Origin of the sequence: Liquorilactobacillus satsumensis (genome assembly GCF_964065465.1) — a bacterium.
GTDB classification, from domain to species: domain Bacteria; phylum Bacillota; class Bacilli; order Lactobacillales; family Lactobacillaceae; genus Liquorilactobacillus; species Liquorilactobacillus satsumensis.
The window spans coordinates 30,975-55,909 of record NZ_OZ061607.1; the positions used below are offsets into that span (position 1 = coordinate 30,975).

Sequence of the window (24,935 nt, forward strand, 5' to 3'; positions counted from 1 at the left end):
TAGTTAACTAATTTTTTGGAAGTGGGAGACGGTCACATGAATATAGGGCTGTTGTTTAATCAAATTTTTTTGATGTTTTGTTTAATGTTATTAGGCTTATTGGCCAACAAGATAAAATTTATTCATGAACAAACTGCTAATGATTTAACTAATATTTTATTATATTTAGTTTCACCTTGTTTAATTATCAAATCTTTTGAAATTCACTATTCAGCTCAGCGTTTAGATCAGTTATTATTGATTGCCAGTTCAATGCTGATTATCTATTCATTGCAGATTTTGTGCTCAAAGTTGATCTTTCATGCAGTTACGGATCCACGGTTGCAGCGAATTACAAAATTTGGCAGCATCTATTCAAATGCTGGTTTCATTGGAATTCCGCTAGTCAGTTCGTTGTTTGGTGATCGGGGTGTTTTTTATGCAGTAGTACCGATTGTCTTTTTTAATCTTTTTAATTGGACTCATGGAGTTGCTTTATTTAACAAAGAAGAAAGTAAAATCGGAATCAAGCAAGAATTTTTTCGGGTCATATTTAATCCTAACATTATAGCAATTTTGCTAGGTGGGTTAATTTTTGCTAGTTCACTGCAACTTCCAGGAATTTTAAAGCAATTGATTAACGATATCAGTGCAATTAATACACCACTATCAATGTTGGTAATTGGTAATAGTTTTGCTAATATCACTTTAAAAGATTGCCGTTTGAGTTGGGAGTTGGTAGCAGCAGTTTTTTTACGGAATTTGATTTATCCATTGTTGACAGTAGTGGTTATCTCATTTTTAGGAATTACCGGAATGGCTCAAGCGGCAGTTGTTTTGATGATGGCTTGTCCAGTTGCCGGAATTGTTGTGTTATTTACACTGCAGCAACATGAAGACCCATCGCCGGCAATCACTCTAATGAGTTTATCAACTTTGTTGAGTGTGATCACTATTCCATTAGTATTTATTATCAGTCGGAAATTTTTTTGAAAAAGGAGCTGGAGTATTTGCAAGCAGCAATTCAAAAAGACTTAACGCATGCGCTTAATCAATCAGCACGAAGGATTAATAATTTATTAAATGAGGAACTGAAAAATTATCATATTTATGCTTCACAATATCAACTTTTGGTCAATATTAAACGCTATCATGGAGAAAGCTCACAGAAATTAGCCCAAATTCTAAATATCAAGCCAGCGGCTGTTAGCCGGACGCTAAAAGTGTTGGTCGATAAAGAGTTGATTACTCGGCAAACAGCAACAGATCACCGAACTTATCAACTTGAAATTACTAACAAAGGTAATTCTTTATTACAAGAATTGTCAAAGCGAGATACGACTATTTTTGCTAATTATTTTGGCCATTTAACAGCCAGTGAAGTTGAACAACTGTTATCTTTAGTAAAGAAACTTAATTACTGATTTTTAAAAGTGGTTTTTTTGCCGCCAAAATCCCCAAAGGGCAATTAAAATTAATAATAAGGCAATGACAATAGAAATTACTGGTCGTTGAAGGGTTAGATCTCGTAGTAATAAAAGAATGCCACGAATTAGTTTTAAAAGATGATACATAGTAAACCTCCTGAAGTGCTTGTTTTTAGCTCTATATTTAGCATTTTATCTCAACTAAATAATTTATGTTGACTGGAAACTTTGGTGTCGTTAATAATAAAATGGACTTTAGAAAATTTTATATGATAAGAATGAGTAGTAGTTATTTTTTGTTAGATTGGAGAGTATAAAATAGTTTGTGTAAATGAATAAAAATCCTATTGAAAAGGGAACCCCTTCCCCGTATGATTAAATCGTCAAACCAAACCAAAACGGAGGGATTCCCCATGGACCAGTTTACCAAAGATTTAACCAAAACTCTATTATCAAATGGCGATGTTAAAGAACTTTTTCGTCAACAACTCGAAACAGCTATTAATCGAATCTTGCAAGCTGAACTAACAGCTTTGCTTGGTTATGATCCTTATGACCGCTGCGGCTTTAATTCGGGCAATTCTCGCAATGGCCAGTATTATCGCTTAATTGACTCTGAATATGGTAAGTTGAAGATTGCTGTGCCGCGTGACGTAAGGGCCATTTTCATAACCACCTGCTTCCAGCCTATTCTCGTCGTCAGGACGCTTTAGAAACAACAGTCATTCAGCTTTATTCCAAGGGCGTTACGACCCGTGAAATTGCAGATTTGATTGAAAAAATGTATGGCTCTTATTATTCACCTACTACTGTTTCTAATATCACTGCTCAGGTAACAAAACAGATTGAAGCTTTTCATCAACGAGCTATTAAGGCAAACTATGTTTGTCTTTTCTTAGATGCAACTTACCTACCTCTACGCCGTGATTCAGTTCAAAGAGAGGCAGTCTATATTGCTTTAGGTATTACACCTGTCGGCATCAAAGAAGTTCTTGATTATCGAATCGCTCCAAGTGAAAACGCAGGAGTTTGGTCAGAAATGGCAGAAGATCTTAAACAACGAGGATTAAAGCAAGTCCAGTTGATCATCGCAGATGGAATGGTTGGTCTGCAGCCAGCATTATTGCACGCTTTCCCGAAAGCCAAATTCCAAAGATGCCTAGTACATGTTATGCGTAATATTGGTTCGCATGTGCGTTTAAAAGATCGTGAAGCAATCTTAAATGATTTTAAAGAATTGCATTCAGCGACCGATGTAACTGCAGCACACAAGATCTTAAATGATTTTTATGGTGCTTGGGAGAAACTGTATTCTAATCTGATCCAGCAACTTAAATCCATTGAAAATGAACTCTTAGCTTTCTTGAGCTTTCCTCCTGCTATTCGACCAACAATTTATTCAACCAATATCTTAGAATCACTGAACAAAAGAATTAAACGCAGGACCAAACCCAAAGAACAGTTTCCAAACGAAAAATCTTTAGACAATTTTATCGGAGTTCAAGTCATAAGCTACAACGAAAAATACTTTAATCGTAGTCATCGTGGTTTTGGTCAAGTCAAAGACACGTTAGAATCACTTTTCGATTAATAGTTTAATTTTACAGGGGAAAGGGATTCCCATTTACACAAACTTCTTGACACTCCCTTTTTGATATTATAGAGTCTATTGATAAGCTAAGTCCAAAAAGTGATGAATTTAGATACACAACTGATGTAAGAGGTAAATATAATTTACCAATTGACTTCACTGACGATAGGGAATCCCCTAAGGTAATAAACCTAATAGTCCTTGGCCAATATTTGAACTATATATATTTACATTTATGTAGTTTGTATTTCATATTAGAAGACAACAAATGCTCCCTTTTTTCAGGTACTATTTTCGGAAACCCCCATGTTAAGGGTCTACTGTATGGTGTAGTTCATTCAAGCATTAGTAGGACACTTAATAGTGCTTCTGAAGATCAGATTTCAGAAGAAATAAGAAACTGTATTTCAAGTGTAATAGCAAACAATAATTTAAAAATTGAATCTAGAGATATTAAAGTTGATAAATCTGATGATGGTTATCAAGTTTTGCTGGATAGTTCAGCGCTATTTATGATTTTTGAAAATGATGAATCATGGTTTTTAAAAACAAGACCATTAATTAGATGAACGCAAAGTTGAAGCTCTAAAAGAAGGGTATACTTACGTGATCATTATTCAATAAAATCAACTCCATTAACTTTTTTATCAAGTGTACCAAAGAAAACGAACTATAGGGATAACCTTTCCTCCTCTGCATGATACTTTTCAATCCGATACAAAGTAATGGGAGCAATCCCTAACATTCTGGCAATCTGTCTCTTCGTGAGATCAGCTTTGCCGGTTTTTTTTTGGTCTAACAGCTTACAAGCTTCTTTGTAAATATAACGCTTTTGGCGATTAGGGGAATTGGGCCCATACTCACGGACCTTTCCTTTATACTTACCTTGTTTTTTAGCAATCTCAATTCCTTGTCGTTGGCGCTCGCGGATTGTTTCGCGTTCTTCCTGGGCAATATATTTGTAAAGCTCAACAATAATGTTAGTAATCAGGTTTCGTAGATTAGGATCCTCAACGCCAGCAAAGCTTGGTAAATTTAAAACATTTAATGTAGCGTTTTGGCGGCGGATTGCTTCGATAATATCGGTCAGATCTTTAGAGTTACGACCTAAGCGATCCAAGCTAACGACAATTACTTCATCATCATCACGCAAATAGTTCAGCATTTTTTGCAGCTGGGGACGATCAGCATCTTTACCAGAAATTTTTTCCTGGAAGATTTTGGTCACTCCAGCACTTTTTAGTTGTTCAAGTTGGCGTGCTAGATTTTGATCTCGGGTACTAACACGCGCATAACCAATTTTAGTCATTTTCAGAGCACCTCCGGGTCACTTATATGTAACTAATAATAATGCACTTTCTAGATAGTTACAATAGGGTACACTCCAAACGCACACTTATTAGTTTTTAACCATTTTACAGCAATGTTATAACATGTTATAATTTAAAGAAAAAAGAGGTGCATAAATATGCCTGAACTAACAATACGTAGAATTGGAAATTCCACTGGTAGCATTTTCCCTAAATATCTTGGCCTAAACGAAGGAGATAAAATAGAGTACAAACAAGATGGTCAAAAATTGATTTTAGATCTTGAATCTATAAATATCAAACGTGATCGAGAAATGATTGAAAAAAGCTTTGAGGATTTTGAAAAAGGAAAATGGATTAATGAAGAAGCTATGAAACAAAAGTTTGGAAAATATGGTTGGGGCAAATAATGTATGAACTAAGATATTCAGAATCATTTCAAAAATCATTAGAAGCTACAATATCATATTGGCAACAAAAACTTGAACTATCAGATGATAAAATCAGCGAGTTTGTTTCTAGTATTTATAAAAGTACAGAAGCGTTGAAACGGTATCCATACCTAGCCGAAAATATAGCAACAAAATATGGTTTTAATCAACCAACATACCGTGTAGTCATAGGTAAAAGTTACGCGTTCTTTTATAGAGTTAACCAGAAAAAAGTTGAGATAGGTTCACTATATAACACTAAACAGATGAAAGTTAGCTTTTAAGGGGTCTCCGTCAAATCGTATTGGTGAAGCCATGAAGTCCTCTGAATAGGGGGCTTCTTTATTTTACAATTAAAAGAATTCTGGCATAAAAATGATCCATGTTTTTGAATCCGTAACAGATCCGTTTAAGTGCTTTGATTTTACGATTGATTCCTTCGATAGGTCCATTGGAAAGTGATGATTCACAGCTGTTTGAAACATATTTTAGATTTTTCTTTAGGGTTGTAATTGAAGTATCCATTGGAGATTGTTGTTTTTGGTAATTAGTTAGAACTTGTCTGAGCTTTTTTGAATCTTGTTTTTTAATTGCTTCTTGGATTTGGTGAGCTGTTTCATAGGTGTATTTAAGCTTTGAATTAGTACTAAGCCCTAAATCAATCAGGTTCTGTTGCGTCATATATTCGTTAAGCCCTCTGAAGTATTGTGTTTTTGAACGATTGATTTTTTCAGTATCTTTATGAAACAAACGCCAATTGATTTTTAAAGCTTTGTAAATCCGGCTATACTTATCGCTTTGTTGCTTTAAAATTGTAACCCTAAGCTGATCGAAAGCCCGATTTACCAATTGAACAATGTGAAAGCGATCAATAATGATTTTAGCATGCGGGAAAAGTCGTCTGATGAAAAGCTGGTAATTGGCATTTAAATCAATGACAACCGATTTGACAGCTGAACGTTCCTCTAGAGAATAGCGATTTTCAAAGTAAGCACAAATATTTTTAGACAAGCGGTCATCAAGAATTGAGATCAAATTGTGTTTTTTGGCATCGATGGCAATAAATGAATACGATCTGGCAACTGATTTGAATTCGTCAAAACAAAGATGTTCAGGAAGTTTGGCTAGGCGCTGAGGCCTTTGAAAATCATGATATAAAATCCGTGTAACTGAACTAGGAGAGATCCCGACTAGTTTGGCAATCGTCGTAACAGGGAGTGATTGTTTGGCTAATTTAACAACAGCAGATTTGAGACCTCTGGTAAGAGAATGATTCTTTTCAACGATTGGAGTGTTGGCACCACAAGTAGTCTGACAAGATTTACAAAAATAACTTTGTTTTCGCAGATACAATAAATTCATTGGGCCATTGAGTGTCGGCAAACGGAGTTTTGTCAAAGTAGTACCATTTTTAATCAGCGATGCAAAACCACAGTGAGGGCAACGAGAAAACTGATAACTAAGGCGAGCATGGATTTTCGCAATTTACCAAATGCTTTAGTTCAACAAGTCAGTAGCCGGCGTAATCATATTCCAAGAAAATCATTAAATTATAAAACACCAATTGAGGTATTCATGGAAAATATCACAGATAAACAGTTATGTTATTTCTAACTTAATTTGACATTTCAAGACTGATAATCAATATACTGTTCAAAATTGTTTTTAGTTGTCCAAATGACTCTAATTTTTCGTCTTTTAATATATTGCTGTGCCAATCCCAATAATGGTGCAATACCAGTGCCCATACCAATCATGATAAGCGGTGCTTGACTTTTATCTTGTTCAATGATTGATGAAAATTGTCCAAAAGGCCCTTCCAACAATACTTTATCCCCTCTTTTTAGAGTACTTAAGCTCTGTGTAAAGTCCCCTAGTTTACGAATCGTAAAAACAATTGGATGATCTATATTGGGAATATTGGTAACAGAGAATGGATGCGGCTCACTGGAGATACCATTAACACCTTCAAAAGATAAAAAGAAGTAATCACCGGCTTGATATATTACATCATTGTTTGTCAGTTTGATTTGTACTTGTATTACTGTTGGACTAATGCTTACGGTATCAAACACATATCCTAAAGACGTATTTCTATTACAAATTACGTGATGCCACAAATAACTACTAATAATCACAAATGTATACGTGTCAAATAACAACATAAATGAAGTATGGATATTAATCCTACCAATAAGATGAACATGCAACCGAATTAATACAATCGCCAAAAGGTTTAAACGATGGATCCAAAGAGACAATTCATGTTTTAAAAAACTTGTAATTTTCTTTTTATATCATTTGCTATCTTAAAATGATCTACAATCCAACCGGACATAAAGAAGATTGAATAAAGGGCAACCCCAAAGGCCATATACCAAGCTGCCTCACCTGACAAAGTAATCCATTGATCCATAGATAATAAATAATGCCAGTGAATAAATCCGAGTAACAGAGCTCCAATGCCAAGAAAACTATGCACAAAATATAATGCAGGAAGTCCAATTAATTGATCCAGCCATCTAGGTCTCAGCGATAAATAAACTTCAAAAAGCCACCAAGAATAGGCAATTACCCCGATGTCAATCAAAAACAATTGATTGATGCTAGAAGTAAGCATTGTATGGTTAATCAACAGAATTAAAGGTAGTGGAAATATTACCATCGCTGTGAACCAAAGAGTATATAATGCCAAAGGGTATCTTTTTAACAAACTGTCAACTCCCTATTCAATTTAATAACCGAGTTTAGCTAACCATCTATTCACACGACTATGATCATTATCCACTGCTGATCCCGTGACAGAAAAGCCTTTTAAAAAATGAGATTGTGGATAATATCTTTTTATAATTTGTAATGAATCACCCCATCCCGATCCTTCATTTGTTGAAAACGGAATAATAGTCTTACCGTTTAAATTCTCATGATCCATAAAAGTTCTAACAATCATAGGGGGCTCATTCCACCAAATAGGATAACCAATAAAGATTGTTCGATATTTAGAAACATCATGAAGCTTTCCTTTTATTGATGGTCTCAAATTATTTTGCTGTTCTCTTTGTGCCTGATCAACAGTTCTCTGATAATTTTTGGGATATGGTTTGGCAGGAACAATCTCATATTGGTCTCCATGAGTCTTATCTGAAATAAACATCGCCAGTTGTTTTGTATGTCCGATTTTGAGATGAACATTTGGATAATTAGTTCCGGAACGTGAAAAATAAATAATTAAAGGTTTCTTTTGACTACTAGCTGATGACGTCGTCCCTTTCCTTTTAGTAGCAGAACGAATATCATTTGAATCTCGAAAATGCGTGTAACCTTGATTGATGTCGATAACTACTACTAGAATAAAAAGAAAAGAACAAAGTACAGCAAAAACTACTTTTCGCATTTGATTGCCTTCTTCATTCTTATCTTTGTTTTTTTACTTGATCACCAAGGTTGTGTTGTTGGCCCAACAGTAAATTCATTAACATTGACATCGTTTGGTTGATCAATCGCAAAAGCAACAACTGATGCAACTCGATCTGGTGTGATACCATATTGTTCATAAATCGAATCAAAATCTTGAGCTGATTGTTTATCAGTAATAGCCCCCAACAATTCAGTATTGATAGCTGCCGGATATAATGTAGCGGTCCTAATATTCGTTTTTTCTTGCGCTGATTCCATACGCAGAACTTCCATTAAATCACGAACTGCCCACTTGGTTGCGCCATAAACGGCACCGCCTGGATAAGCTTTTAAACCGGCAACAGATGATGTAGCAATAATATGTCCTGACTTCTGAGCTATAAATTCTGGCAGAACAGCAGCAATACCATTTAAAACTCCCTTAATGTTAATATCAATCATGTTATTCCACTCATTAATTTTTAAAGCTGATAGAGGAGCGATGGGCATAATGCCAGCATTTAAAAAGATTACATCAACATGTCCATAAATCTTTTTGGCCAATGACACGAGTGCTTTATTTTCTTCAAGCTCCCAAGGTAGATTGTAAAATTAATCTGAACGCTTTTAGAAAAAATACCAGCCCTTAAAGAATGTGCTTACCACAAACACATTCTTTAAGGGCTGGTATTTTTTCTAGTATAACCATTCTAAAAGAATTAAAATCGCATCCTTTTGTGAATTAGAACTGCCCAATTTCCGATCAGTTAAATCTGATGTTGCCGTCGCTTTTTCGTTATTTCCTACTTTGTATTTTATTTTTGTTGCTTGTAATCTTCACCTAGTGCGTTAATAATGCAGCATTAAAGTTGTCTTTAGGCTAACCGGTTTGTAGTTTAATGGTTGATAACATCCTATATTTGTTTTTCGTACTGATCGTCCATATCTTGTTGCTCTTTTAATTGTTTTTAAATTTTCTCAATCTAACTAGTCTTAATAATAAGATCAGTTTTACATTCACCAAGAAAAATTTATTTAGTTTTGTCATGCTTTAAGATACGGTATGTGGTGCCTTTTCTAGCTGAACTAAGCTAAGTTGACTAGACAAATAAACTAAATCTTGTTGATGCTCTTGGGTACTAAAAATCATTGATGGTTTTTCTTGCCATTGTCCAATCATTTCAACCTTACAGGGTTTTAAATCTGGATCATAATATATCACGGTTGCATAACCCTGTTATTGTCTAACTAGTGAAAAATCATCTAAATTACCATTTGTAAAAAGCACGGTATTCGGTTCGAATGACTTGCTCAACTACCCTGATTACCTTTTCCTAAGCAGACTATAAACAGACTAAATTTTTACCGTACAAAGTTATTTTTTTTCATGGCTGTAAAAATAAAAGAAGCTGTTTTACTTGCTTTTCCATTAACAACTAGTGGATACTTATTTAAATAGTAATGGTACGTATGCACAATATCAATAACTTGTGGCTTGCTACTGCTGTTGCTAACTTTGAGCTGATAACATCCAGTAGAAAGTTGATGTCTCAATTTGTATACTGATCCTGTATCATCAAAGATAAATTTTTGGTGGGTTTTAAGATTTTGCAATGATACTTTCACCATTGACTTATCATGAATCTGCACAGAAAAATAGTTGGCGGAGGCATGAAGGTTAACATATTCTGTTAAAATCGTACCTGGTTGTATTGTTTCCGGTCTAGCTTTATACTGAACCGAAAGTTGACTTCTCTGTGCAGCAACTATAATATTTTTCGGTTTAGGTGTTGTTAAAGATATAAATAACCAAATAATAGTGATTAAACTAATTACTAAATAAAAATACAATCCCGTTTGGTAGATTGTAAAATTAATCCGAACGCTGTTCGGACAAAAAAGATCAGCTTCCTTTAAAATGGTGTTTACCACAAACCCATCTTTTAGGAGCTGATCTTTTGTCTAGTATAACCTATTCCGAACGAATTAAAATCGAAACCTTTTGTGAACTAGGGCTGTCCAATATCCAAATGGGCGTTCGGCTGAACCGATCACCGTCAACAATTTCTTATGAATTATCTCGATGTCAACCTTATCAGGCTGAATTAGCACAAACAGATGCCGAATACAAGCGATCACGATGTGGTCGGAAAACTAAGCTGAGCGATGAGTTAAAGCAAAAAATTCTCAACCATTTACGTCTAAGCTGGTCATCAGGAATGATTGCTCACGAATTTAAACTAGCTACTAAATCTATTTATAATTGGCTAAATCAGGGGAGAATTGGTTTCTCCTTGAATGATCCACCTGAACATGGCGTACGCCAACGGCGTAACGTTGACCAACGATCCAAATATAATCAATCTTTGGGGCGATCAATTGAACAGCGTCCCATGATGATTAATCAACGTAAGCGCATCGGCGATTTTGAACTAGATACAGTCGTTGGTCCTCGTGGGCATAGTAAGGCAGTTTTATTAACTTTAATCGATCGAAAATCACGGTTCCTTTGGGCATACCGGTTAAAAGATCGGACGACAGCGACTGTTAATGAAGCACTAACTAAGTTCCTAACCACTTTTAATGGTCCGGTGCACAGCTTTACTGTGGACCGTGGCACTGAGTTTAGTGGGCTAGTATCACTTGAATCACAATATGGTATTAAGACCTATTACTGCCATGCTTATACGCCAGCTGAACGTGGTAGTAATGAACGCTTCAATCGGAATTTACGTTATTTGTATCCTAAAGGGACTCGTTTTGAGCACATTAGTGCTCAAGATTTAACGACGACGTTACTCCAAATTAACCAGCGACCGCTTAAAATACTCAACTGGCAAACACCGTATCAGGTTATGCTGACAAATTTGTCCAAAAATTCGGATTAAATTTGCAATCTACCACTCAAATGCCATCCATGCCGTTGAAAAATATTCAACCCGTAAGGCTGACGTCATGGTTTGTTTCTGCGTCATTGACAGTTGCTGCATTAAACGACCCTCTTTCATGTGACTGTTCATCTAAGTACAGACACATGATATATTCAACATATGTATATGCCAACATATAACGCCGATCAATGACTCCTTGAAAGGTCTTGCAGCAACTTCTTAACAAACTAGTGCTGGTGGGCGTGTTGTTGACTTGACTGGGGCCGATAAGCGGCAACTAACCCTGTCACAGCGTCCAAAGTCATAATCAGACCCATTAACCACATCGCTGCCATATTGTGCCTGGTACCAATTAGAATCAGCAGCACCACATTTAACGCCAGCATGAGCCAGCCCATTGTTTTCGACATTTGTTGCATGAAAATCCTCCTCAAGTGTATGGATAAGACCTATACCATTTTTCGATACTACTTTAGATTAATTCTAAATTATGTTTATGGCAACCCTAAAAAGTGTTAAAATTCTTGTCAGAGGGGGAAATCACGATGAAAACCTATACGGACTATTTCTTTGATGAGCCAGCGTTTGATCTCCACGATGGCGGGTACATGCCGCTTGAGGTCAGTGATGCGCCTGAGAAGCCCTTAAATGTGCCGCCGTTGTTGAAACCGGATAAAGAGACGGCGACCGACGTTTATTACACGGTGACAGCAGAGGCTGGGGAAACGCAACTGTTACCTGGGGCGAAGACCAAGACGTGGGGCTATAATACCAGTCTGTTAGGTCAGACGATTGTGTATCGCCGTGGTCAGCATACGCATGTGACACTGAAAAACACCCTGCCTGAGTTGACCACTTTTCATTGGCATGGGGCTAATGTCAGTGGCCCTTATGTTGATGGCGGATGCCATGCGCCTGTTTATCCGGGTGAAAGTAAGCATATCGACTTCACATTGGAACAACCGGCGACGACTTTGTGGCTGCACGCGCATCCGTGCCCATCCACAGCCGAGCAGGTTTGGCATGGTTTGGCTGCCATGGTGATTGTCAAAGACGACCATGAAGCCAGCCTGCCATTGCCAAGGAACTATGGCGTTGACGATATTCCGGTCATTTTGCAAGACCGGCGTTTTCATGAGAACAACCAGTGGGACTACCGGGCTGATTATGATCCTGACGGTGTTGCTGGGCCAACTGCAATGATTAACGGTACAATCAATCCCTATTTTGATGTCACCACGCAAAAGGTCCGGTTGCGTTTTCTGGATGGTGCTAATCGCCGTGAATGGCGGTTGCATTTTTCCGATGACCTGCCATTTACGCAAATTGGCGGGGATGGCTCACTGTTACCGGAGCCGGTCAAATTTACCCATTTGATGCTGACTTGTGCTGAGCGTGCCGAAGTGATTGTTGATTTTGGCCAATACCATGAAAGCGACGAGGTCACCTTATATACGGATGATGTGCCATTGCTAAAGTTCCGCATTCATGCGTTCAAACCGGATCAGACTACCTTGCCTGATAAGTTGTTCGATGTGAAGGCACCAGTGGTTGACCCGGCTTTGCCAGTTCGCCACGTTGTGATGCAGGGGATGGACGAAGGTGTTGCGATTGATGGTAAAAAGTTTGCCATGCAGCGGATTGATGCCACTCAACCAATTGGCAAAGCCCAGTACTGGGATGTTACCAATAGCAATGATGCGCCTGGAATGGTTCATCCATTCCATGTGCATGGAACCCAATTCTTAGTCTTGTCGCGGAATGGGCATGCGCCGTATCCAAATGAACATGGTTTCAAAGATACCGTTGGCGTGAATCCTGGTGAAACGGTTCGGCTGCTGGTTCGCTTTGATTTGCCAGGGGTTTATATGTATCACTGCCATATCATTGAGCACGAAGATGGCGGTATGATGGCACAGATTGAAACATTCGATCCAGCCAAGCCAAAGCAAGAATATAAATTGATGGATATGAATACGTTAATGATGGCCTTGGCTAAAGAACGTGGCGTCAAACCATCTGAGATTTGGATGGGCGGTATGCAGTCTTATGAAAAAATGGGAATGAAAATGTAAACGTCCCACAATATTAATATAGAAAAAGATGATTTTAATATGCACTCTCCAACGATCAAACATCGCGGGGCTTTTGTCGCCACGTTACTGACAGGTACCTTTTCGATGTCAATTTCTCAGTCTTCTTTAAGCACCGCTTATCCTGCTTTTATGAAAGCTTTTGGTTTAGGAGCGGATACAGTTGCTTGGCTGACAACCGGCTTTATGTTGGTGATGACCTTGATGATTCCGGTTAGCCCATGGCTGTTGCATAATGTTACTTTCCAACGGCTTTTCCAAGCGATTGAACTCATTTTTGCCATTGGGACAGGCTTATGTATCTGGGCACCGAGTTTTACCGTGCTCATGATTGGCCGGTTGCTTGAAGCGATTGCGGTCGGGATCATTTTCCCGAGTTTCCAGACCGTGTTGCTGACGATTACGCCGCATAGTGGGCGTGGTCGGGTGATGGGCACGGCGGGATTGGTCATGGGCTCAGCCTTGGCAGTCGGTCCGATTATTTCCGGTGTTTTGCTGACATGGTTCCCTTGGCAGGCTTTATTCTTGTTCTTCTTGGTCGTTTCGCTGCTTGTGCTGGCCGTTTCAACGGTGACCATTGCGTCTGTCATGCCATTGCAACCGACGCAACTGGACTGGGTGTCCTTCCTTTTATCCGCAAGTTTTCCAACTCTACTTTATGCCTTGGGTGCTTTGTCGAAAAAAGGCTTAACTGTTGGCGTGGTTGGTTTGTTGATTTTAGGCGTTCTGGCAGCTGGTATTTTCGTTGTTCGGCAATTGAATCGCCAACCACCAATGTTGCAAATGCGAGTCTTTGCCACTGGTATGTTTACTAAAGCGGTGTTTCTGACCGGAATTTCATACGTCGGTTTGATTGTCACCACTATCCTGATGCCGCTTTACTTTCAAACGCTACTTGGTTTGTCACCGTTGATTTCTGGCTTGTCCTTAGTGCCAGCTGCGGTGTTGCTGAGTATTTTGAATCCAATTAGCGGGCGCCTACTGGATCGCTTTGGACCGCGTGTCGTGGCCATGATTGGCATGTTGTTGATTACTGGCGGCTTTGGTCTGTTAGCAGTCTTTGCCCATCATTTACCGCTGATTGGGACAATTATGCTGGCGATGGCGACTGAAGCCGGCAATGCCTTTGTGATGATGCCTTCAGTGACGGCTGGCGCGAATGCTTTGCCGAATGAGCTCGTGGCAGACGGCACTGCGGTTACAACGACGGCTCGTCAGTTATTCGGTTCTGCCGGTGTCATGTTCGCCACAGTGTTGTTGGATGGCATGCAAACCACGCTGCGAAGTCATGCTGGCGGTTTTGCTGTTACCTTCGCTGTGTTTGCTGGCGTGGGCCTGATTGGCTTGCTGTTGGCGTTGACGTTACCAAAGGAAGTCGCGAAGAAAGCGGTATAGCTGCGAATTCGTGCTTTGCATCTACAAAAATGACCGCCTACCAAAAAGTAGACGGTCATTTTTGTTGCAACTAAGTATACCCTATTGGCCTTTAAGCTTAGTGCGAATTATTAATTGAATTTATCGTTTCCCTGTATTTACCATCAAATGTTTTTTCATCTGGAAACAAGGTTTCTCGTGAATATCCTAGTTGTCTTAATTTTTTTTGGATCGAATCTTTAACTTATCACGGAAACACGAGTTACATCACGGTATTTATAGTCCCGTTGTTTTCGTTAATAGCTTGGCTATTTATGGCTCGAAGATTAAAGAAAGCTGATTATGCATAGAAACTATTCTATCCCCATTTCCCTGTATAATAGATTAAGCAAGAAGCTTTAATGGCAATGATTGTCTTTTCCCTTGCGAGGTGAGGCTCATGGGAACATGGAATAATCTTCAGGAAGGCTTCACAGTCAATGAGCGTCTTTCAGACACTCTCGTTGATGTTGCTGTTTGGCACGTTTTTAATCGCGCTACTCAGCTATATCGACAAACACCACAAATGAAAAAGCCGCCCCACATAACTTTGACCGGTTATGGGGCGAACTAGTGTTGTTTTAATATCTGCCACCGCCTTTAACGGCTCTACACGGGAAGTCCTGTTCACGTGGGACTTCCTTTTTCTTTTTCGTTATAGCATGACTATGAAAAATTGGGTAGCAAGGCATTTTCAGCTTATTATTTATCTTTGTATTTTTCAAAAATAGGTTCAACTAATTCTTTTTCAGCGTTTTTCGTACTTCGCCGTATTTGTATATAGTTTCCCAATATGTTTATGTCTGGCAACGGACCCACTTAATCTAATATTTATTATTATGATAGACCAATTTGCCTATTAACTTAGTCTCGGTGTTTTTTTTCTAAAGTTGCTAATAATGCATCAATCCGTTGTTTAACTCGGGTTCGTTGGGTTGTATCAGTTAACAGTACTAACGTATCACCTTCATGAATCAAGGTGTCACCATGTGGAATCACTTCTTGTTCACCACGCCGGATTCCAATGAGCAGTGCTTCTTTAGGCCATGGCATGTCTCGGACCATTTTGCCGTTTAAGGGACTGCCAAAGAAAACCGGTATTTCCAAATGATCAGGTCGATGAAGTTGCTGAACAGTTTTAGGCATTGTCATCTGCTTAAACAATGCTTCATAGATTGGTGCACCGCCTAATAAATCAACAACAAGGTAAGAAGTTAACGATATGACTGCTAATGGCATTAAATGTGTTAAATTGCCAACCATTTCTGTTACCAGCAAGATAGCTGTGAAGGGAGCTTTTCCAATTCCAGCAAAGTAACCGGCCATGGAAAAAATGATTAGGTTCATGATATAGACATGCGATAATAATCCTAATTGATTCATTAAGACGCCATAAACCGCACCAATCACAGCACCTAAAGAAAGAATCGGCAAAAAAATACCGCCAGGTAATCCGGAACCATATGAAATCATTGAAAAGACGAATCGTATAATAAAAATTGCAATTAGTACAAACAAAGGTGGAACATACTGGCCAAATCCAACAATTAATCCATTACCACCACCAAGTAAATTTGGCGAAAAGTAACCAACTAAGATTACCAGCAGAAATGGTACGATACCTTGTATTGGGCGTGGCAAATGTGTCAGTTGATGATACCACCGAGGCATAACTAACAAGACCCGTTGATATAAGTAACCAAACAATCCCAAAACAATGCCGAGTAAAATTAAGTGCCAATAATTTGATACTGGTAAACTACGTGAATAATTTAAATGTAACACGGGAACAAGTCCGAAAACATTCAGCGAGATAAAATTTGAACCAATTGCTCCGGCTAATGCTGTTAACCAAACCAGCGGTGAAAAATTATGGTAAATCTCTTCTAAGACAAATAGAGTTCCAGCAATGGGAGCATTAAACGCCGCTGCTAATCCAGCAGCGGCGCCTGATGCAATTAGCAGTCGGCGATCAGTTCCTGATAACTTAAACCCAGCAGCGAAACCTTGACCAACTGACGCACCTAATTGAATCGACGGTCCTTCTCGTCCGAGAAATAATCCAGGTCCCAATGCCAGAATACCACCGATAAATTTTCGCCAAAGAATTGACCACCAGTGCATTTCCAATTCGCCAGCCAATTGACCTTCAACTTGCGGAATTCCGGAACCAGAGATATAAGGTTCTCTCTTGAGAAGTCGAGCCACAATTAAAGCTAAACCAAGGTTGATGCCAATCAACAATGCCCATTCCCACCAAACAAATGGCGCGATTCGTAAGTATCTATATACCAATCGACTATAGTGCAGCCCTATCTCAATACAATAGCGAAATAAGCTAACAACGGTGCCACTCATTAAACCCACAAGCAGGCCGAGTAAAACAAATCGCAAACGAGTAACGTCAAATTTTTCTTTTACAAGCTGTATCAAATAACTAATCCTCCATTATAACCAATATTATATAATTTAGTGCTTAATTAAATTAAACTAGGCAATATCTCGATGAAATCTAGTAGTTATTTTTCACAGAGAAGGGGTGTCATACCGCTAAGAAGCTGTCTAAAATCTCTTAAGTAATAGTGCTAAAAACGCTAAAACGACCATTTGCAGACTGGTGGTTAATTGACGCTCACAATTTTTCCAAAGTCGCCGACAATTCTCTAGCCAACTAAAAGATCGTTCGACTACCCAACGTTGGGGCATGACTTCGAATCGATGCAACTCATTGCGCTTCGCAACCTGCACGGTTGCGTTTAAATTACTGGCTACATCGAGCTGAAAATTAACGCCTGAATAACCACCATCAACTAAGACATTTTGAACCTGGCGTAAATGCATGGCATGTAAAGCGATCATTGCACTGGCCCCGTCTCGATCAGAGACGTTCGCTCGCGTCATGTGAATGGCCTGCGGAAAGCCATTGATATCAACTACCAGATGGCGCTTAATCCCCGAGATTTTCTTACCAGCGTCGTAACCTTTGTTTTCAGCAGTAGCGGTGTTTTTGACGCTCTGAGCGTCAACGATAATAAAGGAAGTTAAAGCTGAACGTCCTTGGTAAGTTCGCCGAGCAATGACAATTTTTTTAAAACTTGTTCCAATAAAGAATCAGCCGTAGGCTCAGCTTTAGTTGACCAAATTTTGTAATAGTTGTAAACTGACCGCCATTCTGGGAAATCACCGGGGACTTGACGCCATTGGCAACCGGTTTTCAAGACATATAGGACCGCACAGAAGACCTCGTAGAGGTCATATTTTCGAGGCTTAGTTCGCTTACGAAAATTTTCTAAAGCTGGTCGAATTAATTCAAATTGTTGCCGAGTAATATTGCTGGGATAATTTTTCATAGCTTAAACTCGCTTTTTACATAGAAGTATATCAAAAATCATAGATCTTGGACAGCTTCTTACAAGTTGAAATTGCAACACTTACGAGCCAAATGGCCGCCTGATTTAATGCTTTCCAGGGTTCAAATAAGTTATTAATCGCGATTAATGATTTATTTGAGCTGTGGAAGGTAAACGCGGTTCTGAATGTCTCTTAAAACCTGTCTCAAATATTGACTTCAATCCAACGTTCAGTGCTGATTATTTCTCAACACCAGAAAGTGTAGACCCCTTTTCCATTGAATAGCTTTTACCATCTTCCGAGGTAACGTCATAATCATAAATTGACATCACAATCACTCTTCTTTCTGTTTAATTCAACTATTATAAAGTTTAGCGTACCACTCCAGCCACTAGAATGTAACTTTTTAAAAGTAAATAAAAAAGCTGAAGTAAATTTCAAGCTTCAACTTTGTTGTTATTTATTTTTTAGATCTTCAATCGAATTAATATTTTTCATATACTTTGGCACGGCTAAACCAGTTTTGGCACCCTTCAAATTCACCCGCACATCAACAAACTCACCCTTGTACTGTCTAGCATACAATCCGTGTGTTGTTGGTAACCAAGCTGAAACAGACGCATCCGCCGCTCCAGTCGCGATTGAAGCCCACATCGGCTGTGCTTCCAGTGACTGAATCGTCGTATCGTAGCCCTTGCTGTCTAATAATTGCTTGACTAAGTTAGTCGAAGCAATCTCAGAATCCCAGGCAACGTAGGTTAGTTTGACCTTTTTTCCATGACCTTCAGGAACCCCAGCCAACCATTTTGCCACCTGTTTTGGATGTTTGCTAATATAGTTCTTCGCCGCTTTTGCAGGATCTTGCCCATCGTTAGCCTTCAACATAATTTCAGACATTTCTGATTTAGTCCAATGAAACTGTGACAATAGTTTATAAGCGCCAGGATTGTCATGTTTGAAACCGGTTCTAGCAATGGTGTGCAAATTCTCTGTTTTACCAAAAACATTTTTCGGATCTTTCAAAAATTTTATTGGATACTTGGTGAACATCCAGTGTGGTTGCCACCCAGTAATTACAATTGCTTGGTGATTTTTGATTGCTTTATCCAATGTACTGGTCATTGCGGCGGTAGAGCTAGTTTGTAACTGCCAATTTTTACTTTTCAAGCCATAGGCAGTCAGTGCCTTTTGCGCAGCGCCCATTTCACCAGCACCCGCATCAATTCCTGTAATCGTATAGTTAATCTGCGGACCTAACTTCTTATGTGGGTTATATGCAGCAGGTTTACTACTGCAAGCGGATAACCCGATCGTCAGAAGCAACAGTGACAATCCAACTACTAAAATTCTTAGTTTACGTGTCATAGTTACCTCCTAGTGTTTCGCACGATTAAATGCTTGTGTAATGCGGTCTAAAATAATGGCTAAAATAACAATCGCCAGACCAGCAGTAAATCCATTACCGGCATTATTACGCCCCACAGCGAAGTAAACCTGGGTTCCTAGACCTAATGCACCAATCATTGATGCAATAACCACCATTGATAATGACAGCATCATACTCTGGTTTACCCCAGCCATTAGAGTTGATTTTGCTAATGGTAATTGCACTTTAATTAATTTTTGCCAGCTAGTGGATCCATATGAATCAGCTGCTTCAATTAAATCAACCGGTACCTGACGAATTCCTAAGTTAGTCATTCGTACTGTTGGTGGCATCGCGAAAATTACTGATGAAATAACACCCGGAACCATTCCAATCCCAAAGAATGCCACTGCTGGAATCAAATAAACAAAGGCTGGCATAGTCTGCATTAAATCCAAAATAGGTTTCATAATTGCTTCAAATGTATGACTTTTAGCCATTAAAATACCTAACGGAATCCCGATTACTAATGCAATCAAACTCGAGGTAAGGACCAGCGTCAAAGTTTGTGTCATATCACGCCAATAGTCTAAGTTCCAAATTAATAGCAACCCAGCTAGTTCAAAAAGTAACAGTCCCCATTTTTTACCATGGCGAGTTGCATACCAAGTAATCGCCAAAACGATCACAATGAACAACCAGACGGGTAACAAATCAAATACCCACTGAAAGCCATTAACAATTCCACCAATAAAACTTGTAATCCCATTGAAAAAGCCTGTAAATTGCGTCAACCAAGTGACAAATGAGTTCACCCAGTCAGACAATGGTAACTTGCTAATTAAAATTGTCATTCTTGTGCCACTCCATTTCCGGCAATGGCACCTAACACGGCACCACGCACAATAATTCCGACTAGATGGTGATCGTCATCAAGGACAGCATACGGAATTGGGGTACTTGATAGTTTATCCATTAAGTCGTTAACTGGCACGTCGGGATGAGTGGTCGGGACACTAGTTTGAACGACCGATCTGAGATCACGACTCTCTTTTCTAATCAGGCCAACAACATCTTTGGCATCCGCAAAGCCAACAAATTTACGCGCACTATCGACCACATAAACGGACGAAATTTCATTTTCTTGCATCCGTCGTAGTGCCAGCCGGGGCCCATCCTTGTCAATGTTAATTGTATTAGGACGAATCATGACATTGGCCACGGTTAAGACTCTTGTCCGGTCCACGTCTTCAATGAATCGTTTAACGTAATCATCGGCTGGATGGGTCAAAATATCTTCAGGGGTCCCGGTTTGAACGATCACACCATCCTTCATGATCAAAATTCGGTCACCAATTCTAAGGGCTTCATTCAAATCATGACTAATAAAGATAATTGTCTTATGCATTTTTTCTTGTAAATCGAGCAATTCATCCTGCATGTCTTTTCGATTTAATGGATCCAATGCAGAAAAAGCTTCATCCATGAGCAGAATTTCGGCATCATTAGCTAAGCCACGAGCTAAACCAACTCGTTGTTGCATTCCACCAGATAACTGTTGTGGAAATTGATGATCGTAGCCATGTAACCCGACTAACTCCAACGCTTCATGGGCCTTTTGTTCCCGAACATTTTTTTCGACACCCTTAATTTCAAGACCATAGGCAGTATTTTCCAAAATAGTGCGATTAGGAAACAACGCAAAGTTTTGAAAGATCATACTCATCTTTTGTCGGCGCACTTCGCGTAACTCTTTTTTATTGAGTGTCATTAGGTCCTGCCCATCAATAGAAATCGTTCCTTGAGTTGGTTCAATTAGCCGATTTATCATTCGAATCAGAGTCGATTTACCACTACCAGATAATCCCATAATTACAAAAATTTCGCCCTGATTAACATGGAAATTAGCTTGATTAACCCCGACAGTAGCACCTGTTTGTTCTAGAATTTCTGCTTTTGTTTTGCCCTGTGTAATTAATTCTTTGACGCGCGGACTACGTTTCCCAAATATTTTGGTTAAATTTTTTACTTCAACTTTTTTAGTCATGCATCCTCCTTTAGTTAAATTCAGTTACATTTAGCGTTGCTTTCATTTTGAAAACAAACATATTTAAAATGACCGGTTATGCGATATACGCAAAAAAAATAATTGAATCTATTATTACAAAAATATTCTGTATAAGTCAAATAATGTGTAATGATTAATGCCATGCTATAAGTTGTTTTTCATTTATTTCAACTACCAATTTAATCAACCCCAGCCACACAAAAAGTCTAAGCATGTGACAGCTAGGTGGAACTATGGTAATGTTTAACTAGTAAATGAATAGGACAAATCGGTTGGCGCAAGCTTCAAGGACTTTACTTTCTCAGGGGTGTGAGAAAGTCTTGAAGTTTGGGCTTTTTATTTTTTGTTGAAAGGAAAAAATTAATGCAAGCAATTGGTGAACTATGTTTAATTTTAATTGCTACCACGATTGCTGGTCATTACAGTGTCAGAATCGGATTACCTGCAGTGGTGGGACAATTACTAGTTGGAATTATTGTTGGTCCAGCTATTTTTGGTTGGATCAAGGGTGATGAATTTACCCACCTATTTTCTGAAATTGGAGTAATCATTTTGATGTTCAGTGCTGGAATGGAAAGTGACCTCAAATTATTAAAAAAATATTTGCGACCAAGTATTCTGGTGGCCTCACTAGGAGTCATCATTCCAGTTCTGGTAGTTTATGGCTTAAGCATTGCCTTTAAACTAGACCAAACAGAAAGTATTTTTATTGGTGTCATTTTTGCAGCAACATCAGTTTCAATTTCAGTTGCAGTTTTAAAGGAATTAGATGGTCTGCACGGAAAAGCGGGAGCAACTATTCTTGGTGCAGCTGTAGTCGACGATGTTTTGGCCGTGGTGATTTTAAGTGTAATGGTCAGTTTGCTAGGAACAAAAGCAGGTGCAGCAGATAGCAGTAATTTGTTGTTCACTTTTGCAAGCCAAATTGTGTTTTTTATCGCTATTTATTTCGTGGTTAAATTTCTGGCACCTTTCTTAGCTCAAATTGGAAAGAGATTATTCATTCCAGGGGGGCCAACAATTGTGGCACTTATTTTGTGCTTAGGTATGGCATTAGTGGCGGACTCAATTGGGCTCAGTTCAGTCGTTGGCGCTTTTTTTGCAGGAATTGCAATTTCTCAAACTAGTGTAAAGCACGAGGTTGAGCAAAACATTGAACCGATTGGCTACGCCATCTTTATTCCTGTTTTTTTCGTTAGCATTGGTCTTTCAATGTCGTTTGATGGCTTTCTTGATGACTTTTTATTCATCGCTTTACTAACAATTTTAGCAACCATGACAAAATTAGTTGGCGCTGGTTTAGGAGCTAAATTGGCCCATTTTACCTGGAAAGATTCTTACATTGTCGGTGCCGGCATGGTGTCCCGCGGTGAAATGGCTTTGATTATCGCACAAATTGGCTATAGTGCTCACTTACTGTCCTCTGAATATTATTCAGCCATAATCACAGCAATTATTCTGACAACATTACTTGCACCATTGATGCTCAAACATGCTTACTCATTAAAAGAAAATTAGTTTTTTTATCAAGAAAATCCCCCTGTCAGCTAAAGGTTGACAGAGCCGTTTTTTCTAATTGCTTTATTTTAGACAGTTTTACTTCAATGTAGGCAAAAGAATTCACAGACCTTTGCCATTAATTGATAACGTTTTTCAGATCTCCTGATAAATATGCTTTTATATTATCAACAGTCATATGCAACAACCGTTCTCTTGTCTCATATGGTGCCCAAGCAATATGTGGGGTAATATAACAATTTTTGGCCTGTAATAATGGGCTATCACTAGCAATGGGCTCCTCTTTAACAACATCAGTGGCGTAGGCATAAATTTTGCCTTCATTCAAGGCATTCTTGATGTCCGCTTCATTAGCCAATTTGCCTCGGGCCGTATTCAATATAATAACCCCAGTTTTCATTTTGGCAATCGTATCATTATTAATTAAATCAATTGTTTCTGGTGTTTGGATCACATGCAGACTAAGCACATCAGATTGCCTTAATAGTTCATCAAATGAAACCTGCTGAATCCATGATTCAGGAACCTTTTTAGGACGATGATTATAGAAAATAACTTTCATAGAAAAAGCGTGTCCTATTTTAGCAACTTTTTGCGCAATATGGCCATAACCGATTAGTCCTAAAGTTTTCCCTTTTAATTCTAATAACGGTTTTTCCCAAAAAGTAAAATCAGGAGCCTGTGCCCATCGGTTTTCATGAACAAGCTGATTATGCAATCCAACTTGGCTAGTCACTTCTAATAATAACGAGAAAGTAAATTTTGCCACTGCGTCACTTGCATATGTGGGAATGTTAGTCACCACAACCTTGTTCTGGTGTGCGCTCTCAATATCAACGACATCATAACCGGTTCCCATGATTCCGATATACTTCAATCGTGATGTTTTGCTAATCACTTCATGATCTAGGGGTGTTTTGTGTGTAATGACGATATCAGCATATTTAATTCGTTTTATGATTTCAGCGTTATCGTTAACTGGGGTACGATCATATAAAGTGCAGTCGCCTAATTCTTGCAAGCTTTTCCAATTTAAATCTTTGTTTAGTTCATATCCATCTAAAAGAACAATTTTCATAGTGTTAACCCCCCTATCTTTTCAATGTTTTAGCTGCATTATGTTCTGGTTGTTTAATTGCCGGGTTTTGTTCAGAAAATGCTTTCAGTTGTTTTTGCGTTCGATTACTGATTTCATGGTGTACATCATTTAACTTATTTTTTAGTCCTAACTTTTGTTGTGGATTAGTCGCTTGCTGAACTTGTTGTTGCAAGCCTTGATAGGACTTATTAAGATCATGGGCTGATAGCTTTTTTAGATTATGCTCAGGCTCTTTTTGGGCTTCTTGTAAGCCTAATTGTTTGGTTAAGCCATCGCTAAGTTCAATCACTTTGTTGCTCACTTGCTGGATCTCACTTAAAGCATTATGGATCACGGCTTTATCTTTGGCCCAGGTGGCCACGTAACCGAGTGAGTAGTTGCTGGTATCAACGCCAATATTTTGCATGGCAACATACGTGATCGCTTCGGCTTGGGTTTCCTGATAGGCTCATGGCCGATCTTTAAAGGCTGATTTTAAGCCGTGTAGCTGGCTATGCGCACATTCGTGGCCCCTTTTAGCGCAGTCCGACCCCCCCTCTAAAAAGGGCACGTTTTTATTTGCATTATCACTTCTAGTTAAAATAAATTATTACTGTATCCCTTGGGACTGTAAGTATTATGTGTTATTTGATATATGTTATGTAATACATACCCCCCTGGGGTAAAGTGTTCAAAAATAGTGCTTACGGATGAGACAGTTGCAATGTGTGCGCTCTTTCTGAATTAAAGACGGGGCGGGGGATGTTATAATTTAGTTCGTTAATTGTTTTAGAGAGCGCCTTTTTAGGCGTTTTTTTAGTTCAATGAACTAATTATCAGTGCAAAATTAATCTTAATTTCACCGATAAAAGGCAGACTGTAAAATTTAAGTTGAACATTTAAATGGACAGAAAAACCCATCAAGGTCTTTAATGGTGTTACCACACAATCCATTAGAAAGAAGGACCTTGATGAGCACCACTATTTTATTATTCCAGAACCGTGTTGTCATTGAAACGCTTC

The 24,935-nt window shown here is 38.7% G+C and carries 22 protein-coding genes and 5 pseudogenes; 11 read left to right on the plus strand and 16 right to left on the minus strand.

Annotated elements, in window-relative coordinates:
- The first annotated feature begins 36 nt into the window (after positions 1 to 36).
- The 3 genes and pseudogenes from AB3Y88_RS12220 to AB3Y88_RS12230 all read left to right on the plus strand — a co-directional run bounded on the left by AB3Y88_RS12220 (position 37) and on the right by AB3Y88_RS12230 (position 2,997).
- Entirely contained in the window at positions 37 to 972 is a 936-nt protein-coding gene (locus AB3Y88_RS12220) for an AEC family transporter (protein WP_289980713.1), read from the plus strand.
- Positions 973 to 989: 17 nt separating this feature from the next.
- Positions 990 to 1,403, plus strand: a complete 414-nt coding sequence (locus AB3Y88_RS12225) for a MarR family winged helix-turn-helix transcriptional regulator (protein ID WP_367293449.1) — start codon at positions 990 to 992, stop codon at positions 1,401 to 1,403.
- Between the two features lie 416 nt (positions 1,404 to 1,819).
- Positions 1,820 to 2,997, plus strand: a pseudogene (locus tag AB3Y88_RS12230) (IS256 family transposase).
- A 670-nt stretch (positions 2,998 to 3,667) separates the two neighbouring features.
- On the opposite strand, the gene AB3Y88_RS12235 reads toward AB3Y88_RS12230, so the two are convergent.
- Entirely contained in the window at positions 3,668 to 4,306 is a 639-nt protein-coding gene (locus AB3Y88_RS12235; RefSeq protein ID WP_261909684.1) for a recombinase family protein, read from the minus strand.
- A gap of 159 nt (positions 4,307 to 4,465) precedes the next feature.
- Between AB3Y88_RS12235 and AB3Y88_RS12240 the strand changes: the two genes are divergently transcribed.
- Positions 4,466 to 4,717 carry an AbrB family transcriptional regulator gene (locus AB3Y88_RS12240; protein ID WP_261909683.1) on the plus strand — a complete coding sequence of 84 codons (252 nt, stop codon included), beginning with the start codon at positions 4,466 to 4,468 and terminating at the stop codon, positions 4,715 to 4,717.
- Positions 4,717 to 5,022, plus strand: a complete 306-nt coding sequence (locus AB3Y88_RS12245; RefSeq protein WP_261909682.1) for a type II toxin-antitoxin system RelE/ParE family toxin — start codon at positions 4,717 to 4,719, stop codon at positions 5,020 to 5,022. Before AB3Y88_RS12240 ends, AB3Y88_RS12245 begins: the two co-directional genes overlap by 1 nt.
- Before the next feature lie 58 nt (positions 5,023 to 5,080).
- Here AB3Y88_RS12245 and AB3Y88_RS12250 read toward each other — a convergent pair whose 3' ends face one another.
- Positions 5,081 to 6,223, minus strand: a complete 1,143-nt coding sequence (locus AB3Y88_RS12250; protein ID WP_354669256.1) for an ISL3 family transposase — start codon at positions 6,221 to 6,223, stop codon at positions 5,081 to 5,083.
- Between AB3Y88_RS12250 and AB3Y88_RS12255 the strand changes: the two are divergent.
- Positions 6,206 to 6,352: pseudogene (locus AB3Y88_RS12255) on the plus strand (IS30 family transposase); the annotation flags it as partial. The gene AB3Y88_RS12250 and the pseudogene AB3Y88_RS12255 overlap by 18 nt on opposite strands.
- A gap of 14 nt (positions 6,353 to 6,366) precedes the next feature.
- Here AB3Y88_RS12255 and AB3Y88_RS12260 read toward each other — a convergent pair.
- The 6 genes and pseudogenes from AB3Y88_RS12260 to AB3Y88_RS12285 all read right to left on the minus strand — a co-directional run bounded on the left by AB3Y88_RS12260 (position 6,367) and on the right by AB3Y88_RS12285 (position 10,066).
- Entirely contained in the window at positions 6,367 to 6,813 is a 447-nt protein-coding gene (locus AB3Y88_RS12260; protein WP_261909681.1) for an FAD-binding oxidoreductase, read from the minus strand.
- A 194-nt stretch (positions 6,814 to 7,007) separates the two neighbouring features.
- Positions 7,008 to 7,451, minus strand: coding sequence for a hypothetical protein (locus tag AB3Y88_RS12265; protein WP_261909680.1), 444 nt, complete (start codon positions 7,449 to 7,451; stop codon positions 7,008 to 7,010).
- 21 nt (positions 7,452 to 7,472) lie between these two features.
- Positions 7,473 to 8,132 (minus strand): flavodoxin, encoded by a 660-nt coding sequence (locus AB3Y88_RS12270; RefSeq protein WP_261909679.1) that lies wholly within the window; start codon positions 8,130 to 8,132, stop codon positions 7,473 to 7,475.
- Between the two features lie 41 nt (positions 8,133 to 8,173).
- Positions 8,174 to 8,728: pseudogene (locus AB3Y88_RS12275) on the minus strand (SDR family oxidoreductase); the annotation flags it as partial.
- A 224-nt stretch (positions 8,729 to 8,952) separates the two neighbouring features.
- Positions 8,953 to 9,450, minus strand: a pseudogene (locus tag AB3Y88_RS12280) (nickase); the annotation flags it as partial.
- Positions 9,451 to 9,496: 46 nt separating this feature from the next.
- Entirely contained in the window at positions 9,497 to 10,066 is a 570-nt protein-coding gene (locus AB3Y88_RS12285) for a hypothetical protein (protein ID WP_261909678.1), read from the minus strand.
- 26 nt (positions 10,067 to 10,092) lie between these two features.
- On the opposite strand from AB3Y88_RS12285, the gene AB3Y88_RS12290 reads away from it, so the two are divergent.
- Positions 10,093 to 11,022 carry an IS30-like element ISLpl1 family transposase gene (locus AB3Y88_RS12290; RefSeq protein WP_261909698.1) on the plus strand — a complete coding sequence of 310 codons (930 nt, stop codon included), beginning with the start codon at positions 10,093 to 10,095 and terminating at the stop codon, positions 11,020 to 11,022.
- A gap of 230 nt (positions 11,023 to 11,252) precedes the next feature.
- Here AB3Y88_RS12290 and AB3Y88_RS12295 read toward each other — a convergent pair whose 3' ends face one another.
- Complete coding sequence (locus tag AB3Y88_RS12295) at positions 11,253 to 11,444, minus strand: hypothetical protein (RefSeq protein WP_261909699.1); 192 nt, start codon at positions 11,442 to 11,444, stop codon at positions 11,253 to 11,255.
- A gap of 126 nt (positions 11,445 to 11,570) precedes the next feature.
- On the opposite strand from AB3Y88_RS12295, the gene AB3Y88_RS12300 reads away from it, so the two are divergent.
- The 3 genes from AB3Y88_RS12300 (at position 11,571) to AB3Y88_RS12310 (ending at position 15,061) form a co-directional block, all read left to right on the plus strand.
- On the plus strand, positions 11,571 to 13,100 hold the full coding sequence (locus AB3Y88_RS12300) for a multicopper oxidase family protein (RefSeq protein ID WP_261909700.1): 1,530 nt from the start codon (positions 11,571 to 11,573) through the stop codon (positions 13,098 to 13,100).
- 39 nt (positions 13,101 to 13,139) lie between these two features.
- Positions 13,140 to 14,513 (plus strand): MFS transporter, encoded by a 1,374-nt coding sequence (locus tag AB3Y88_RS12305; protein WP_261909701.1) that lies wholly within the window; start codon positions 13,140 to 13,142, stop codon positions 14,511 to 14,513.
- 485 nt (positions 14,514 to 14,998) lie between these two features.
- The gene (locus tag AB3Y88_RS12310; RefSeq protein WP_222843308.1) at positions 14,999 to 15,061 is read left to right on the plus strand and encodes a putative holin-like toxin; all 63 of its coding nucleotides are present in this window, start codon (positions 14,999 to 15,001) and stop codon (positions 15,059 to 15,061) included.
- Between the two features lie 334 nt (positions 15,062 to 15,395).
- On the opposite strand, the gene AB3Y88_RS12315 is transcribed toward AB3Y88_RS12310, so the two are convergent.
- The 5 genes from AB3Y88_RS12315 to AB3Y88_RS12335 form a co-directional block, all read right to left on the minus strand.
- A complete protein-coding gene (locus tag AB3Y88_RS12315) occupies positions 15,396 to 16,964 on the minus strand; it encodes a ClC family H(+)/Cl(-) exchange transporter (RefSeq protein ID WP_261909702.1) in 1,569 nt (522 codons plus the stop codon).
- 129 nt (positions 16,965 to 17,093) lie between these two features.
- Positions 17,094 to 17,881 (minus strand): IS5 family transposase gene (locus tag AB3Y88_RS12320; RefSeq protein ID WP_261909600.1). Its coding sequence is split into 2 segments (ribosomal slippage): positions 17,094 to 17,623 and positions 17,623 to 17,881, totalling 789 coding nucleotides; the frame shifts between segments, so codons are not numbered across the junction.
- Positions 17,882 to 18,338: 457 nt separating this feature from the next.
- Positions 18,339 to 19,247: a glycine betaine ABC transporter substrate-binding protein gene (locus AB3Y88_RS12325; protein WP_125554290.1), complete on the minus strand. Its 909-nt coding sequence runs from the start codon at positions 19,245 to 19,247 to the stop codon at positions 18,339 to 18,341.
- 9 nt (positions 19,248 to 19,256) lie between these two features.
- On the minus strand, positions 19,257 to 20,102 hold the full coding sequence (locus AB3Y88_RS12330; protein ID WP_044010985.1) for a proline/glycine betaine ABC transporter permease: 846 nt from the start codon (positions 20,100 to 20,102) through the stop codon (positions 19,257 to 19,259).
- The gene (locus AB3Y88_RS12335) at positions 20,099 to 21,295 is read right to left on the minus strand and encodes a glycine betaine/L-proline ABC transporter ATP-binding protein (RefSeq protein ID WP_125554292.1); all 1,197 of its coding nucleotides are present in this window, start codon (positions 21,293 to 21,295) and stop codon (positions 20,099 to 20,101) included. Before AB3Y88_RS12335 ends, AB3Y88_RS12330 begins: the two co-directional genes overlap by 4 nt.
- Before the next feature lie 384 nt (positions 21,296 to 21,679).
- On the opposite strand from AB3Y88_RS12335, the gene AB3Y88_RS12340 reads away from it, so the two are divergent.
- Positions 21,680 to 22,834, plus strand: a complete 1,155-nt coding sequence (locus AB3Y88_RS12340; RefSeq protein WP_219482742.1) for a cation:proton antiporter — start codon at positions 21,680 to 21,682, stop codon at positions 22,832 to 22,834.
- 118 nt (positions 22,835 to 22,952) lie between these two features.
- Here AB3Y88_RS12340 and AB3Y88_RS12345 read toward each other — a convergent pair whose 3' ends face one another.
- Both AB3Y88_RS12345 and AB3Y88_RS12350 read right to left on the minus strand, forming a co-directional pair.
- Positions 22,953 to 23,912 carry a D-2-hydroxyacid dehydrogenase gene (locus AB3Y88_RS12345; protein ID WP_261909599.1) on the minus strand — a complete coding sequence of 320 codons (960 nt, stop codon included), beginning with the start codon at positions 23,910 to 23,912 and terminating at the stop codon, positions 22,953 to 22,955.
- 13 nt (positions 23,913 to 23,925) lie between these two features.
- Positions 23,926 to 24,441, minus strand: a pseudogene (locus AB3Y88_RS12350) (hypothetical protein); the annotation flags it as partial.
- Positions 24,442 to 24,935: the final 494 nt, after the last annotated feature.